The 14126-nt window shown below is 68.3% G+C and carries 15 protein-coding genes; 7 read left to right on the top strand and 8 right to left on the bottom strand.

The features are described 5' to 3' along the window. The first annotated feature begins 129 nt into the window (after nucleotides 1-129). Nucleotides 130-225 (top strand): 50S ribosomal protein bL37, encoded by a 96-nt coding sequence (locus KXD97_RS33300; protein ID WP_006245863.1) that lies wholly within the window; start codon nucleotides 130-132, stop codon nucleotides 223-225. Between the two features lie 66 nt (nucleotides 226-291). On the opposite strand, the gene rsrA is transcribed toward KXD97_RS33300, so the two are convergent. Next, the gene (rsrA, locus tag KXD97_RS15610) at nucleotides 292-558 is read right to left on the bottom strand and encodes a mycothiol system anti-sigma-R factor (protein ID WP_260757996.1); all 267 of its coding nucleotides are present in this window, start codon (nucleotides 556-558) and stop codon (nucleotides 292-294) included. Between the two features lie 38 nt (nucleotides 559-596). Next, the gene (locus KXD97_RS15605) at nucleotides 597-1259 is read right to left on the bottom strand and encodes a sigma-70 family RNA polymerase sigma factor (RefSeq protein ID WP_260757740.1); all 663 of its coding nucleotides are present in this window, start codon (nucleotides 1257-1259) and stop codon (nucleotides 597-599) included. Nucleotides 1260-1487: 228 nt separating this feature from the next. Here KXD97_RS15605 and ybaK point away from each other — a divergent pair, with 228 nt between their 5' ends. The 3 genes from ybaK to KXD97_RS15590 all read left to right on the top strand — a co-directional run bounded on the left by ybaK (nucleotide 1488) and on the right by KXD97_RS15590 (nucleotide 3729). Then, nucleotides 1488-1979, top strand: a complete 492-nt coding sequence (ybaK, locus tag KXD97_RS15600) for a Cys-tRNA(Pro) deacylase (RefSeq protein WP_260757739.1) — start codon at nucleotides 1488-1490, stop codon at nucleotides 1977-1979. A 9-nt stretch (nucleotides 1980-1988) separates the two neighbouring features. Then, nucleotides 1989-2834: an NAD(P)-dependent oxidoreductase gene (locus KXD97_RS15595; RefSeq protein WP_260757738.1), complete on the top strand. Its 846-nt coding sequence runs from the start codon at nucleotides 1989-1991 to the stop codon at nucleotides 2832-2834. A gap of 115 nt (nucleotides 2835-2949) precedes the next feature. Next, complete coding sequence (locus KXD97_RS15590) at nucleotides 2950-3729, top strand: class I SAM-dependent methyltransferase (protein ID WP_260757737.1); 780 nt, start codon at nucleotides 2950-2952, stop codon at nucleotides 3727-3729. A gap of 4 nt (nucleotides 3730-3733) precedes the next feature. Here the strand turns inward: KXD97_RS15590 and KXD97_RS15585 are convergent, their stop codons facing one another. After that, nucleotides 3734-5251 carry a methyltransferase gene (locus tag KXD97_RS15585; RefSeq protein WP_260757736.1) on the bottom strand — a complete coding sequence of 506 codons (1518 nt, stop codon included), beginning with the start codon at nucleotides 5249-5251 and terminating at the stop codon, nucleotides 3734-3736. Next, nucleotides 5248-6003, bottom strand: coding sequence for an SOS response-associated peptidase (locus KXD97_RS15580; protein WP_260757735.1), 756 nt, complete (start codon nucleotides 6001-6003; stop codon nucleotides 5248-5250). The genes KXD97_RS15585 and KXD97_RS15580 overlap by 4 nt, the downstream gene beginning before the upstream one ends. 94 nt (nucleotides 6004-6097) lie before the next feature. On the opposite strand from KXD97_RS15580, the gene aroA reads away from it, so the two are divergent. The 3 genes from aroA to KXD97_RS15565 all read left to right on the top strand — a co-directional run bounded on the left by aroA (nucleotide 6098) and on the right by KXD97_RS15565 (nucleotide 9339). Further along, nucleotides 6098-7420, top strand: coding sequence for a 3-phosphoshikimate 1-carboxyvinyltransferase (aroA, locus tag KXD97_RS15575; protein WP_260757734.1), 1323 nt, complete (start codon nucleotides 6098-6100; stop codon nucleotides 7418-7420). A 6-nt stretch (nucleotides 7421-7426) separates the two neighbouring features. Continuing rightward, complete coding sequence (gene rsgA / locus KXD97_RS15570; RefSeq protein WP_260757733.1) at nucleotides 7427-8407, top strand: ribosome small subunit-dependent GTPase A; 981 nt, start codon at nucleotides 7427-7429, stop codon at nucleotides 8405-8407. Between the two features lie 83 nt (nucleotides 8408-8490). Continuing rightward, a complete protein-coding gene (locus KXD97_RS15565) occupies nucleotides 8491-9339 on the top strand; it encodes an aldo/keto reductase (RefSeq protein ID WP_260757732.1) in 849 nt (282 codons plus the stop codon). Nucleotides 9340-9409: 70 nt separating this feature from the next. Here KXD97_RS15565 and KXD97_RS15560 read toward each other — a convergent pair whose 3' ends face one another. The 4 genes from KXD97_RS15560 to KXD97_RS15545 all read right to left on the bottom strand — a co-directional run bounded on the left by KXD97_RS15560 (nucleotide 9410) and on the right by KXD97_RS15545 (nucleotide 14110). Next, complete coding sequence (locus tag KXD97_RS15560) at nucleotides 9410-10444, bottom strand: IS30 family transposase (protein WP_260757995.1); 1035 nt, start codon at nucleotides 10442-10444, stop codon at nucleotides 9410-9412. Nucleotides 10445-11045: 601 nt separating this feature from the next. Continuing rightward, a complete protein-coding gene (locus KXD97_RS15555) occupies nucleotides 11046-12302 on the bottom strand; it encodes a fatty acid desaturase (RefSeq protein WP_260757731.1) in 1257 nt (418 codons plus the stop codon). Nucleotides 12303-12371: 69 nt separating this feature from the next. Further along, nucleotides 12372-13511, bottom strand: coding sequence for a ferredoxin reductase (locus tag KXD97_RS15550; RefSeq protein WP_260757730.1), 1140 nt, complete (start codon nucleotides 13509-13511; stop codon nucleotides 12372-12374). A gap of 95 nt (nucleotides 13512-13606) precedes the next feature. After that, nucleotides 13607-14110, bottom strand: a complete 504-nt coding sequence (locus KXD97_RS15545; RefSeq protein ID WP_396885296.1) for a DUF6912 family protein — start codon at nucleotides 14108-14110, stop codon at nucleotides 13607-13609. Between the last annotated feature and the right edge of the window lie 16 nt (nucleotides 14111-14126).

Below are 14126 nucleotides of genomic sequence, written 5' to 3'. Positions count from 1 at the left end.
ACCACACCGCTGCGACCCATGTCGCCGGTCACAGCCCGCGGCGAAATTGGTGTCGGCAAAGCATGCGACAATAGGGTCAACGCACACCGCTGCGCGGCGTGACACCCGATAACCACCTGGAGGTACACCATGGCCAAGCGTGGCCGAAAGAAGCGCGACCGCAAGCACTCGAAGGCCAACCACGGCAAGCGCCCCAACGCAGGCTCGAAGTCCGTAGGCCGCTGACTTCCGCGGAAACACAACCGCCCGGCACTCGTGAAGAGGCCGGGCGGATTTGTGTCCGCGGCAGGTCTAGCCGCGACGGATGATCGTGGTCTGACTGATCTGGATTCGCAGGCGTTCCCGCAAACCCTCCGGGGCCCGCTCACCGCCGCACTTGACGGCGATCAGCTTCTTGATCTTCTCCTCGATGCCGTAATGGCGCAGGCACGCCGGGCATTCTTCGAGGTGCTGGCGGAGCTTGTCTCGCGTTTCGACCGTGCACTCCCCGTCGAGCAGCGTCCAGACTTCGGCGATCACCGCGGCGCATTCCGGATGCTCCGGGTCGACCGGGCCGATCGGTGGCTTCCAGCGCTCCTGGGTGTTCTCAGCGTCGCTCACGAGGTCACCTCCTCCGGCGTACCGGAGCGCTCACCCCGGATGAAGCCGCGGTCGCGGGCCACGCCGGCGAGCAGTTCACGCAGTTGACGTCGGCCGCGGTGCAGCCTCGACATCACCGTTCCGATCGGCGTGTCCATGATCTCGGCGATCTCCTTGTACGGGAAGCCTTCGACGTCGGCGTAGTACACCGCCATCCTGAACTCCTCGGGCAGAGCCTGCAGAGCTTCCTTGATCTCGTTGTCGGGCAGCGTCTCGAGCGCTTCCACCTCCGCTGACCGCAACCCCGTCGAGGAGTGCTCGGCGTTGGCCGCCAGCTGCCAGTCGGTGATCTCCTCGGTCGGATACTCCGCCGGCTGGCGCTGTTTCTTGCGGTAGCTGTTGATGTAGGTGTTGGTCAGGATCCGGTACAGCCACGCCTTGAGGTTGGTGCCCTCACGGAATGAGCGGAACCCGGAGTAGGCCTTGACCATCGTCTCCTGCAGCAGATCCTCGGCATCGGCGGGATTGCGCGTCATCCGCAACGCGCCGCCGTAGAGCTGGTCGAGCAGCGGGATCGCGTCGCGCTCGAATCGCGCGGTCAGCTCGGCGTCGGTCTCCTCCCGGACCTGGGTGTCAACGTCGAGGGTCGCCTCCGCGGCCGACCCGCTGGTGTCAGTCATCCTGGGGAACACCGTCCCTTCTGTAGCGGCGCCGCCGATCACGTCCAGTAAATGCACCGAACCCGATGGGGCCTCCATGGCCAACAATGCCACCATCAATCCCCTTCTGCCGATCCTAAAGGTTGACTCCGACGACAGCCGCTGACCGGGGCTGACGCCCGTCCAGAGCTGTCGTGAACAACACCGGCCACCGGGGCGCTTGTTCCCGCCCCGCCCTACGCTGTGCCGGTGGCACGTGCAGCGACACCGGCGATCGCGGCCCTCGTGGCTGCGGGTATTCCCCACGACGTTCTTCAGTACCGGCACGATTCCCGCAACGACTCGTTCGGTGAGGAGGCGGTGGCCGAACTCGCGCAGGCCGGCGGTATCGACCCCTCGCAGATCCTCAAGACGCTGGTCGTGGCGCTGCCGAAAGGGCTGGGTGTCGCGGTGCTGCCGGTGCCGTCGAAGCTGTCGCTGAAGGCGGCCGCCGCCGCGCTCGGCGCGGCGAAGGCGACGATGGCCGACCCGGCCGACGCCCAGCGCTCATCCGGCTACGTGGTGGGCGGCATCTCCCCCATCGGCCAGCGTCGGGCGCTGCCCACCGTGGTCGATTCGTCGGCACTGCACTGGGACAGGGTGCTGTGCAGCGCCGGGAAACGGGGGTGGGACATCTCGCTGGATCCGCACGATCTGGTGCGCCTGACCAATGCCGTCACCGCCGACATCTGTGCGCTCTAGGGTGGGCCCATGTCTCTAGCCGGCAAAACCATGTTCATTTCGGGCGCCAGCCGCGGCATCGGTCTGGCAATCGCCAAACGGGTGGCCGCCGACGGCGCCAACATCGCGCTGGTCGCCAAGACCGCCGAGCCGCATCCGAAGCTGCCCGGCACGGTCTACACCGCGGCCAAGGAGATCGAGGAGGTCGGCGGGCAGGCGTTGCCGATCGTCGGAGATGTGCGCGACGGGGATTCGGTGGCAGCCGCGGTGGCCGAGACCGTCGAGCAGTTCGGCGGCATCGATATCTGCGTCAACAACGCCTCGGCGATCAACCTGGGCTCCATCGAGGAAGTCCCGCTCAAACGCTTCGATCTGATGAACGGCATCCAGGTGCGCGGCACCTACGCGGTGTCGCAGGCCTGCATCCCGCACATGAAGGGCCGCGACAACCCGCACATCCTGACGCTGTCCCCGCCGGTTCTCCTCGAGCCGAAATGGCTCAAGCCCACGCCGTACATGATGGCGAAGTTCGGGATGACCTTGTGCGCGTTGGGAATCGCCGAGGAGATGCGGGAGGCGGGCATCGCGTCGAACACGTTGTGGCCGCGCACGATGGTGGCCACCGCGGCTGTGCAGAATCTCCTCGGCGGAGACGAGTCGATGGCGCGTGCACGCAAGCCCGAGGTGTATTCGGACGCGGCGTACGTGATCCTGACCAAGCCGTCGAGCTACACCGGCAACACCTTGTTGTGCGAGGACGTGCTGCTGGAGTCCGGGGTCACCGACCTGTCGGTGTACGACTGCGTGCCGGGATCCGATCTCGGCGTGGATTTCTGGGTCGAGTCGGCCAACCCGCCGGGCTACACGGGCCCGTAGCGTTCGCGAGAGCGCCACCACGGTAGCGCCGCGCGCCTGATCACTACCGTGAAGGCACTTTCGCGAGAGCGCACGGCACACACCGCGCCAGCCGAGGCCGTGGCAGGCTGACCCCATGGTCTCCTCGACAATCTGGTCCGCCGGACGCTACGACGCGGTGGGTGACCGCATAGCCTCGATCGCCGAGCAGGTCGTCGACGCAGCGCACCGACGCCGTTCCCTGCGCGACTGCGCGGTGGTCGACCTCGCCTGCGGCACCGGCAGTGCCGCGCTGGCTGCGGCCGCCCGCGGTGCACAGGTCACCGGTGTCGACTACACCCCGGAACTGCTGACCATCGCCGGGCGACGCGACGGCGCCGAATCGGTCACCTGGCGCACCGGCGACGCGTCCGACACGGGGCTGCCGGCCGGGGCGTTCGACGCGGCGGTGTCGAACATGGGCATCATCTTCGTCGACCCCGCCGCGCAGGTCACCGAGATCATCCGCCTTCTCAAACCCAGGGGCGTTCTTGCCTTTTCGGCGTGGGTGCGCGCCACCAGCAATCCGTTCTTCGACCCCGTCGTCGCGGTGCTGGGCCCGCCGGCGTCGTCCGGCTTCTCCCCCGATCAATGGGGCGACACCGACCTGTTGACCGCCCGACTGGCGCCGCATTTCGATGACATCGACATTCTGCGCGGCCGGCACCGGTGGGAGTTCGAGTCGCTGGACGCGGCAATGCACTTCCTGCGCGCGGAGTCTCCGGTGCACGTGGAGACCTTCCGCCGCGCCGACCCCGCCCAGCAGGACAGGCTGGCGACGGAGTTCGAGAACACCTTGCAGCGGCACGTCGAGGCGTCCGGCGCGGTGGCCTTCGAAGCCCCCTATGTGGTGGTCACCGCGACGGTGCGTGCGTGAGTTCTCACTGCGCCTGATAGAGGATGCCGCGTCCGATCGCCTCGTGGACCACCGGCAGTGCCGCTGTGGCCAGCGCGTCGGCGTCCACGCCGTGAAAACGGGCCAGCAGATCGATCAGCGTGCCCAGCGGGACCTCGCCGCGGCAGCCGGCGAACAGCGCGCGCGAAACCTCGTCGACGCCGATCACCGCGCCCGGACCGCCCGGGCGGCGTACCGCGGCGCCGACCACCTGCCAGCCGTCGGGCCCGGGCAGGGACTGCTCTTCAAGGAACACCGGCGCGGTGGACAGCCGGGCGGCGAGCAGTTGCTCGTCACCGGTGTCGTGCAGGTACTCGCGGCGGGCCAGGAACGCCTCGACCTCGGGGCCCGTCAGCGCCTCGTCGGCGCCGGTGATCTCTTCGAAAACCTGGTCGGGACTTCGGGTTTCGCCGACGCGGGGAGCGCGGAGGGTGATCATGCCCATGCCGACCCCGGCGACGCCCTCGGCGTCGAACCAGTCCAGCCACTGCCCGCCCCGGCGCGCCGCGTCCTCGGGCGGCTCACCGGCATCCGACGTCCACAGCGAGACGTAGCTGAGGGGATCCGCGAACTCGCGCTGCACCACCCAGGCGTGCAACCCGGTCCCGGCCAGCCAGGAACCCACGCGGTCGCGCCAGGCTCCCTCCTCCTGGCCGCGGCGCACGATCCAGTTCGCCATGATCTGGGCGGTGCCGCCAGGCTCCAGATGGTCAGCGACCTGCTCGATGAGGTTCTGGCACAGCGCATCTCCGGCCATCCCCGAGTCGCGGTAGATGTAGTCGAGCGTTCCGGCGCCGACCACGAACGGCGGGTTGGACACGATCAGGTCGAAACGTTCACCGGCCACCGGCTCGAACATGCTGCCGCACCGCAGATCCCAGGACATGCCGTTGAGGCGTGCGGTGGCCGCCGCGAGCGCCAGCGCCCGCGGGTTGGTGTCGGTGGCGACGATGTCTTCGCAGTGCGCGTCGAGGTGCAGCGCCTGGATCCCGCATCCGGTGCCCAGATCCAGCGCGCGACGTACCGGAGAGCGCACGACGGCGTGGGCCAGCGACACCGACGCCCCGCCGATGCCCAGGACGTGGTCGTGACGGACAGGACCCGACCGCAGCGCGGAATCCTGGTCGGAGACCACCAGGAAGTCGCGCGCGCCGTCGCTGTGCGGCCGGATGTCGAGCACGGCGCGCACCGTGTCCGGGCCGGCGGGTTCGACGACGCCGTTGTCGATGAGCGCGTCGACGCCCGCGCCGGGCAGCGCCTGCCCGACCCGGTCCCTGGACTCGGCGGTGCCCAGCAGGAACAGCCGGACCAACGTGGCCAGCGGACGGTCGCCCGGTTCGGCGCGGTCGGTCGCGCGCAGCGCCGACCACCACAGTCCGCGGCTGAACGCCGCCGAGGCGTCGGCTCCGAGCAGTTCGGCCACCCCGTCGGTGGTGTACTCGGCGGCCCGCAGATCGGCGGCCAGCGTGTCGACCACGCCGGAGGCGTGCAGCGGGTGGCTCAAAGCAGCGTGCCCTGCTCGGCCTGCGGCTCGACCGGCTCGATGAGTTCCGGGCCGTTGTTGCGCACGCTGTTCACCAGCTTCGACACCTCACGGATCTCGATACGGTCGAGGTCGCCGTGGCCGCGCAGCAGGCCCTCGTCTATCGGGGCGTCCGGGTCCAGCCAGCGGTCCCAATCGCGCTCGCTGACGGTCAGCGGCATCCGGTCATGGATGTCGGCCAGCGGCCCGGCGGCGTCGGTGGTGATGATCGTGCAGCTCAGCAAAGGTTTGGTGTCCTTGCCGGCGTCCTTGGGGCGCCACGTCGACCACAACCCCGCCATGAACAGCGGTTCACCGTCGCCGGCGTACATGAAAAACGGTGTCTTGGCGCCCTTGTCGCCGCGCCATTCGTACCAGCCGTCCATCGGCACCAGGCACCGCTTGGCCTTGGCCGAGCTGCGGAACGCCGGCGAGGAGGTCACCTTGTCGGAGCGGGCGTTGATCAGCAGGGGTCCGCTCTTGGTGTCCGGGCCGCCGTCGTCGGTGGCCTTCGCCCACGGCGGCACCAGGCCCCAGCGCATCAGCCGCACCCGCCGGGTCGCCTCGTCGTCGGGGTCGGTGTGGCGTTTGACGACGGTCGCGACCGTGGTCGTCGGCGCCACGTTGTAGTTGGGGCCCGGCGCGTCCTTGCGCTCTGCCGTCGCCTCGTCGATGGCCTTGATCTTCTCGGCCAGCAGCGCCGGATCGGTCGTCACCGCGAATCGTCCGCACATGGTCTCCATGGTTCCAGACCCGGAGAATCCGGCGCGACGGGCGACGTCCAGGGTGCTTTCACGCCCCGGGTCCGCGACAGGGAACAATGAACCCGTGACTACCTGGCCGGCACCGTCGACAGCTACGCCCATCCATGCGACCGTCACCGTGCCGGGCTCGAAATCACAGACCAACCGGGCGCTGGTGCTGGCCGCGCTGGCGGTGCCCCAGGGGGTGTCGACGGTCAGCGGAGCGCTACGCAGCCGGGACACCGACCTGATGATCGCGGCCCTGCAGGGGCTCGGGGTGTCCGTTGAGTCCGACGACAGCGACGCCACCGAGCTGACCCTCGGCGGGGCGTTGGCTCCCGAGGCCGAGGCACGCATCGACTGCGGTCTGGCCGGGACGGTGCTGCGGTTCGTCCCGCCGGTCGCGGCGCTGACCACCGAGGACGTCACGTTCGACGGCGACGAGCAGGCCCGCTCGCGCCCGATCGCCCCGTTGCTGGACGGGTTGCGCGGGCTGGGGGTGTCCGTCGACGGTGACGGTCTGCCGTTCACGGTGCGCGGCCAGGGATCGGTACGCGGCGGCACAGTCGAGATCGACGCGTCGGGATCGTCGCAGTTCGTGTCGGGGCTGCTGTTGTCCGGCGCCGCGTTCACCGAGGGTCTGACCGTCGTGCACACCGGCGGCGCGGTGCCGTCCGCTCCGCACATCGCGATGACGGTGGCGATGCTGCGCGACGCCGGCGTCGAGGTCGACGACAGCGCCACCGACCGCTGGCAGGTGGCGCCGGGCCCGATCGCGGCCCGGCACTGGGTCGTCGAACCCGACCTGTCCAACGCGGTCCCCTTCCTGGCTGCCGCCGTGATCAGCGGGGGCACAGTGCGGATCATGGGCTGGCCGACGGCCAGCACACAGCCCGCCGATACCATCCTGTCGCTGCTTACCGGCCTGGGAGCCCATGTGCGGCAAGGTGATTCCTACCTGGAGGTGCAGGGCGCGACGGCTTATGACGGCATCGACGTCGACCTGCGCGACGTCGGTGAGCTCGCCCCGTCGGTTGCGGCGATGGCGGCGCTGGCCACCCCCGGCTCGGTGTCACGGCTGCGCGGCATCGCGCATCTGCGCGGGCACGAAACCGACCGATTGGCAGCGCTGAGCGCCGAGCTGAACCGCGTCGGCGGGCAATGTGAGGAGACCGAGGACGGCCTCGTGATCACCGCCCGGCAGATGCACGGCGGCGTGTGGCGGTCCTATGCCGACCATCGGATGGCGACCGCCGGAGCGATCGTGGGCCTGCGGGTGCCGGGCATCGAGGTCGAGGACATCGGCACCACCGCCAAGACGCTGCCGGACTTTCCGCAGCTGTGGGCCGACATGCTGGCCGGTCAGACCGACCTTCAGACCGGCGCCGCGCACGCGCGGAGGAAATAAAAGCCTTTGAGCAAGCGCGAATACGACGAGTCCGATGTCCGGATCCGACCCGGACGCGGCACTCGCCCGCGCACCAAGACCCGCCCCGAACACGCCGACGCCGAGCGGGCCATGGTGGTGACCGTCGACCGGGGCCGCTGGGGCTGCGTCCTCGACGGCGACCCTGCGCGCCGGGTGACGGCGATGCGGGCCCGCGAGCTGGGCCGCACACCGATCGTGGTCGGCGACGATGTCGACGTGGTGGGCGACCTGTCAGGCCGCGCCGACACCCTGGCCCGCATCGTGCGTCGCGGTGAACGCCGAACAGTGTTGCGGCGCACCGCAGATGACACCGATCCGACCGAGCGGGTGGTGGTCGCCAACGCCGATCAGCTGCTGATCGTGGTGGCGCTGGCCGATCCGCCGCCCCGCACGGGTTTGGTCGAACGCACGCTGATCGCCGCGTACGCCGGCGGACTGACGCCGATCCTGTGTCTGACCAAGACCGACCTCGCACCGGCAGCGCCGTTCGCCGAACAGTTCCGCGACCTCGATCTGACCATCACCACCGCCGGGCGCGACGACCCTTTGGATGCGGTCGGCGCCCTGCTGGCCGGCAAGGTCACCGCGCTGCTGGGCCATTCCGGGGTCGGTAAGTCGACGCTGGTGAATCGCCTTGTGCCCGAAGCGGAACGGGCGATCGGCACGGTCACCGACGTGGGCAAGGGCCGGCACACCTCGACGCAGTCGGTGGCGTTGCCGCTGAAGGCGGGCGGATGGGTGATCGACACCCCGGGCATCCGGTCGTTCGGTTTGGCCCACATCGCGCCCGACGACGTCGTGCTGGCGTTCTCCGATCTGGCCGACGCGATCGACGACTGTCCGCGGGGCTGCGGGCACATGGGGCCGCCCGCAGACCCTGAGTGCGCGCTGGACGGGCTGACCGGCGCGGCCGAGGCCCGGGTGCACGCAGCCCGCCGGCTGCTGGCTGCGCTGCGGGAAGGGTGAAGGCGGCCGGGATGTTGGTTCCCGTGGATGGTTTGCAGGGCCTGCCCGCCGGGCACGCTGTCGGCGAATGAGGAGGAGTGACTTTGAGCAACGTACCTACGATTGAATTGAACGACGGTGCCACGATTCCGCAGCTCGGCTTCGGCGTCTACCAGGTGCCGCCGGACGAGACGGCCGCCGCGGTGCGGTCGGCCCTCGAGGTCGGTTACCGCCATATCGACACCGCCGAGATGTATCAGAACGAGCAGGGCGTCGGTCAGGGCATCCGTGACGCCGGCATCGACCGCTCCGAGGTGTTCGTCACCAGCAAGCTGAACAACGGCTTCCACAGGCCCGACGACGCCCGCCGCGCGTTCGACGGCACGCTGGAGGCACTCGGCTCCGACTATGTCGACCTGTTCCTGATCCACTGGCCGCTGCCCACCCTGTACGACGGTGACTACGTGTCGACGTGGAAGACACTGGAGGAGTTCAAGAATGACGGCCGGGCGCGCAGTATCGGCGTGTCGAACTTTCAGGTCGCGCACCTGCAGCGGCTCGCCGACGAGACCGGCACCGTGCCGGCGGTGAACCAGATCGAGGTGCACCCGTACTTCGCCAACGACGAGGTGCGCGCCTACGGCCGGCAACACGGCATCGCGACCGAGGCATGGTCCCCGATCGCGCAGGGCAAGGTGCTCGACGATCCCGTCGTCACCCGCATCGCCGACGCGACAGGCAAGACGCCGGCCCAGGTGGTGCTGCGTTGGCACATCCAGCGCGGCGATATCGTGTTTCCGAAATCGGTCACGCTACAACGCATCAAGGACAACTTCGCGCTGTTCGACTTCGAACTCGGCGACGACGACGTCGCCGCGATCTCCGCACTCGACCGGGGCGAGTCCGGCCGCATCGGACCGAACCCGGACACGTTCGACTACGTCCCCGACTGACAGCGTGGCACGACACAGAATCGCCCGCTGTCGGCTGGGCGGTTTCTAGGAGTCGTCGCAACACTGCTGGTTAATGGGTCTGTAGTAGATCACGCAAACGCTCGGCTGGGGTATCCCAGTCGAGCGTTTTGCGTGGTCGGCCGTTGAGTTGCTGGGCGACGTGTTCGAGGTCCTCAGGCCCATAGATACTCAGGTCGGTACCTTTGGGAAAGTACTGGCGAAGCAGGCCGTTGGTGTTTTCGTTGGTGCCGCGCTGCCAGGGACTGGCCGGGTCGCAGAAGTACACCTGCATGTCGGTGGCCATCGTGAACTGCTTGTGTCCAGCCATCTCGGCGCCCTGGTCCCAGGTCAGCGATCCCCGCAGATGTTCGGGCAGTGTCTTCATGGTGGCGATCAGGCCGTCGCGCACAGACTCCGCGTCGTGGCCGCCGGATAGGTGCACCAGCATGGTGTAGCGGGTGGTGCGTTCGACGAGGGTGGCGATGGCGGTCCTGTTGAGTTCCCCGGTGATGAGGTCGCCTTCCCAGTGCCCGGGCACGGCGCGGTCCTCGATTTCGGCGGGTCGATCAGAGATCATGATCATCGGGTCAACGAACCGTTGGTAGCGCTGTCCGGCCCTGCGGCGTGGTTTGCGGCGGGTTCTGCCAGACCGAAGCGCTTGGGCCACTTCCTTTTTGAGGCCTCCGCGGGCCTGGAAATAGAGTGCTTGATAGATCGTTTCGTGGCTCACCCGCATACTCTCGTCGTCCGGAAAATCCTTGACCAGACGATGCGAGATCTCCTCAGGGGACCACCGGTTGCTCAAACCGTCGGTGACCACCTGCCGCAGTTTCTGGTTGCTCACCAGTTTGGACTGCTTCGGACGGGCCCGAGCTGCCGCGGCGGCCGTCTCGGCCTGATACGGCAGATATAAGCCCGCGACACGGTGGGCAGCGACCTCACGAGAGACCGTCGATTTATCTCGACCGATCTTGTCAGCGATGGCTGTGTAACTCAGGCCGGCGGTCAGGCCGTCGGCGATGAGCAGCCGATCAGCGAGCTGCAAATACCTACTGAGGGATGCCTGTTCAGATGCAGGATGTTGGTCGGCAGCAGTGGATTTCACCGGTTGTATGTACCGCGTCCCGCTGGCGTAATCGACGACCGTGCCATCGGAATACACCCGCGTGTTGCCGATCTGGCGGATACCGGCACGCCAATCCCGGGCGGTGCGCTCATTGACCCCGACCTCTCGGGCGGCCCGCGCCGACGACCAGCCCGTCTCGAGCAATTCGTGAAACCGGGCCCGCTCAGCGGGCTTGCCCGCGCGTGCGCGGTGCTGGGTCGACCAAGCCCGCCTCCACGAGCATCCGGCGGGCCGTGGAGTGCGCCACTCCGACAGCTTTGGCCGCCGCATTCACCGAGCCAGTCGCTGTGAATACCGCTGCCACCCGCGCAGGGTCCACGCCGGTGACATCCGGACGCGGCGAGCCCATCGGCCGGCCGGTGGCCCTCAAGATGGCATACGCCCGCTGCCGCGACACCCCCAACGACTCCGCCGCTTCCCGCACTGGCACGCCCGCATCGACGAGCTTTGCCAGCTGATCACCAAATCGAACACAGTCCTCCGAAAACGACACGGTCGCCGCAACCTCTCAGATTGAGAGCGTTGCGACGACCGTGTGAACCCAAGCTGACAGCGGGCGATTCTGTGTCTGCAAGCAGACTCAGGCAGCCAGGTCCCGCGGCTTGACCGCGGCCTTCACGGCGGCCTTCTCGCGCCGGCGCCGGCGCACCGCGGCGATCGCCGACTTCAGCCCCCGCCGCTCGGACGGATCCAGGTCGGCGAACATCCGCTCGCTGCGCGTCTCGGGGGCGTCGTCGGCGGTGTCGCGCAGGAACCGGTCCGGCAGCGACAGTTTCGCGATCGTGCGCCACGACTTGCCGTACTGCACCAGGAAAGAGCCGGTGGTGTAGGGCAGGTCGTACTTCTCGCAGAGCTCGCGCACCCGCAGCGAGATCTCGTGGAGCCGGTTGCTGGGCAGATCCGGGTACAGGTGATGCTCGATCTGGTAGCACAGGTTGCCGCTCATGAACCGCAGCACGGGGCCGTTGTCGAAGTTGGCGCTGCCGAGCATCTGCCGCAGGTACCACTGGCCGCGGCTCTCACCGATCATGTCGGTCTTGGTGAATTTCTCTGCGCCGTCGGGGAAATGGCCGCAGAAGATCACCGCGTTGGACCAGATGTTGCGGATCACGTTGGCGACCGCGTTGGCCGTCAGCGTCGACTTGAACGTCGCGCCGGGTGACAGCGACGTCACCGCGGGGAACGCCACGTAGTCCTTGAACACCTGCTGGCCGGCCTTGACCCCGAACTCACGGACCCGCACCAGCGTGGCCCGGCGATCGTCGCGGCCCTTGGAGATCTTGCCGAGCTCCAGGTGCTGCAGACCCACGCCCCACTCGAACCCGACGGCGAGCAGGGTGTTGAAGAACAGGTTGAGCATGTTCATCGGCCGCCACCGCTGATCGCGGGTCACGCGGATGACGCCGTAGCCCACGTCGTCGTCCATGCCGAGGATGTTCGTGTACTTGTGGTGCATGAAGTTGTGGGTGAAGCGCCAGTGCTTGGAGGCGCCGCTCATGTCCCATTCCCATGAGGAGGAATGGATCTCGGGATCGTTCATCCAATCCCACTGACCGTGCATGACGTTGTGGCCGATCTCCATGTTCTCGATGATCTTGGCCACGCCCAAGGTCGCGGTGCCGGCCCACCAGAACCGGCGCTTGGAGCTGCCCGCCAGCATCAGCCGGCCGGCCACCTCCAGCGCACGCTGGGCGGCGATGGTGCGGCGGATGTAACGCGCATCCCGCTCGCCTCGGGAGTCCTCGATGTCCTGGCGGATGGCGTCCAGTTCGCGTCCGAGATTCTCGATGTCGGTCTCGGTCAGGTGCGTGAACTCTGGTACGTCGGTGATGGCCATTATCAGCCCTCCTCTCGTCTACCTACGCTACCGTAACCTACGTCGTCGTAGGTTACTAGTCAGTAAATGTCAGACGTCGAGCACACAATCACCCGATGCGGCCGACACGCACGTCTGCACCCGGGTTCCCGGCTCGTGCTCCACCCCGGTGCGCAGGTCGCGCACATGGCCGTCCAGCAGACCCACCACGCACGACTGGCAGATGCCCATGCGGCAGCCGAACGGCATCTGGATCCCGGCGGCCTCACCCGCGTCCATCAGTGAGGTTGCACCGTCGACGGTGGCGGTCTTGCCCGACCGGGAGAATTCGACGGTGCCGCCGCTGCCGTGCGCGGCCCGGGTGACGGCGAAGCGCTCCAGGTGCAGACGGTCGGCGATCCCGGCCGCCCCCCAGGTCCGCTCGGCGGCTTCGAGCATGGCCTCGGGTCCGCACGCCCACGTCTGGCGTTCCCGCCAATCGGGCACCACCTCGTCCAGGCGGGCCAGGTCCAGCCGACCCACGGTGCGGGTGGGCCGCAGTTGCAGCCGGTAACCGTCGTGCCGGGCGGCCAGCGCGGACAGTTCGGCGCCGAACATCACGTCGTCCTCGGTGGGCGCCGAGTGCACGTGTGCCACGTCGGTGATCTGCTCACGCCGCGCGAGCGTGCGCAGCATCGACATCACCGGGGTGATGCCCGACCCTGCGGTCAGGAACAGCACCGAGTCGGGCGCCGGATTCGGCATGACGAAGTTGCCTTGCGGCGCAGCCAGTCTGACGATCGTTCCGGGCGCGACGCCGCCGACCAGGTGTGTCGACAGAAAGCCCTCGGGCATCGCCTTGACCGTGATGGTGATGGTGCGCGAGCCCTTGCTGGTGATGGGACTGCTGGTCAGAGAGTAGGACCGCCAGCGCCAACGGCCGTCGACCAGCAGTCCGATACCGATGTATTGACCCGCCTCGTAGTCGAACGAGAACCCCCATCCCGGCTTGATGACCAGGGTGGCCGAGTCGACGGTTTCGCGGCGCACCTCGAGCACGCGTCCGCGCAGTTCCCTGGCCGACCACAGCGGGTTGGCCAGTTGCAGGTAGTCGTCGGGCAGCAACGGTGTGGTGATCCGGCCTGCGATGGTGCGCAGCAGATGCCAGCCGGGCCGTTCCTTGGCGCCGGCGATCGTCGGCCGCACCGTGTCGGCGACCTTCGCGGTGTTCTTGATGGTGTTCTTGGCCATGGGCTCCTACCCGGCTTGCTGTGGCTGTCGATGGCGTACCCACCGGAGCGACGCGTGAACCTACGGTACCGTAACTTACGGCACCGTATCCAGCCTCAGAGCAGCTCGAGCAGGAACGGAAACTCCTGGGGCGCGTACCACGCCAGGTCGTGGTCCTGGGCGTCGCCGACGGTCAGCTCGGCGTCCTCGTCCCCGAGATCGGCGGCGTCGATGACCTCCGTCGCGGCCAGCACGGCGGCCTCGGCCGCCGCTGTGTCGACGTAGCCGGCGATCACCCGGTCGAGCGGGACGGCCCCGGAGATGCGGACCACGGCGTCGTCGAGGTCGGGCCGCGCGGTGACGGCGTCGTCGTCGAGGTCGGCTTCGACCACCACCCGCCGCGGCGGCAGACCACCGGTGCCCGCGTCGTCGAGGATGCGCAGCGACGCCAGCGCCGCCTCACGCAAGGCGACATCGGCCAGTTCGTCCTCGTCCCCCTCGGCATAGGCCTCCCGCAACGCCGGCGTCACCGCGAACGCGGTCCCGTTGACGGGCCGCAGGGATTCGTCGGCGACCAGGCGTTGCAGCATGGCCAGTGTTGCCGGGACGTAGACGCGCACGACCTGAAGGGTAGCC

It is taken from the genome of Mycobacterium sp. SMC-8, assembly GCF_025263565.1.
GTDB lineage: Bacteria > Actinomycetota > Actinomycetes > Mycobacteriales > Mycobacteriaceae > Mycobacterium.
The sequence above is the reverse complement of the archived record's forward strand: the minus strand, read 5'-3'. Positions and strand labels throughout refer to the sequence as shown.

Coding starts and splice junctions, on each gene's coding strand:
- KXD97_RS15550 (WP_260757730.1), bottom strand. CDS start 13,511: ATGGCCAAGAACACCATCAAGAACACCGCGAAGGTCGCCGACACGGTG.
- KXD97_RS33300 (WP_006245863.1), top strand. CDS start 130: ATGGCCAAGCGTGGCCGAAAGAAGCGCGACCGCAAGCACTCGAAGGCC.
- KXD97_RS15580 (WP_260757735.1), bottom strand. CDS start 6,003: ATGTGCGGACGATTCGCGGTGACGACCGATCCGGCGCTGCTGGCCGAG.
- KXD97_RS15555 (WP_260757731.1), bottom strand. CDS start 12,302: ATGGCCATCACCGACGTACCAGAGTTCACGCACCTGACCGAGACCGAC.
- KXD97_RS15595 (WP_260757738.1), top strand. CDS start 1,989: ATGTCTCTAGCCGGCAAAACCATGTTCATTTCGGGCGCCAGCCGCGGC.
- KXD97_RS15605 (WP_260757740.1), bottom strand. CDS start 1,259: ATGACTGACACCAGCGGGTCGGCCGCGGAGGCGACCCTCGACGTTGAC.
- KXD97_RS15590 (WP_260757737.1), top strand. CDS start 2,950: ATGGTCTCCTCGACAATCTGGTCCGCCGGACGCTACGACGCGGTGGGT.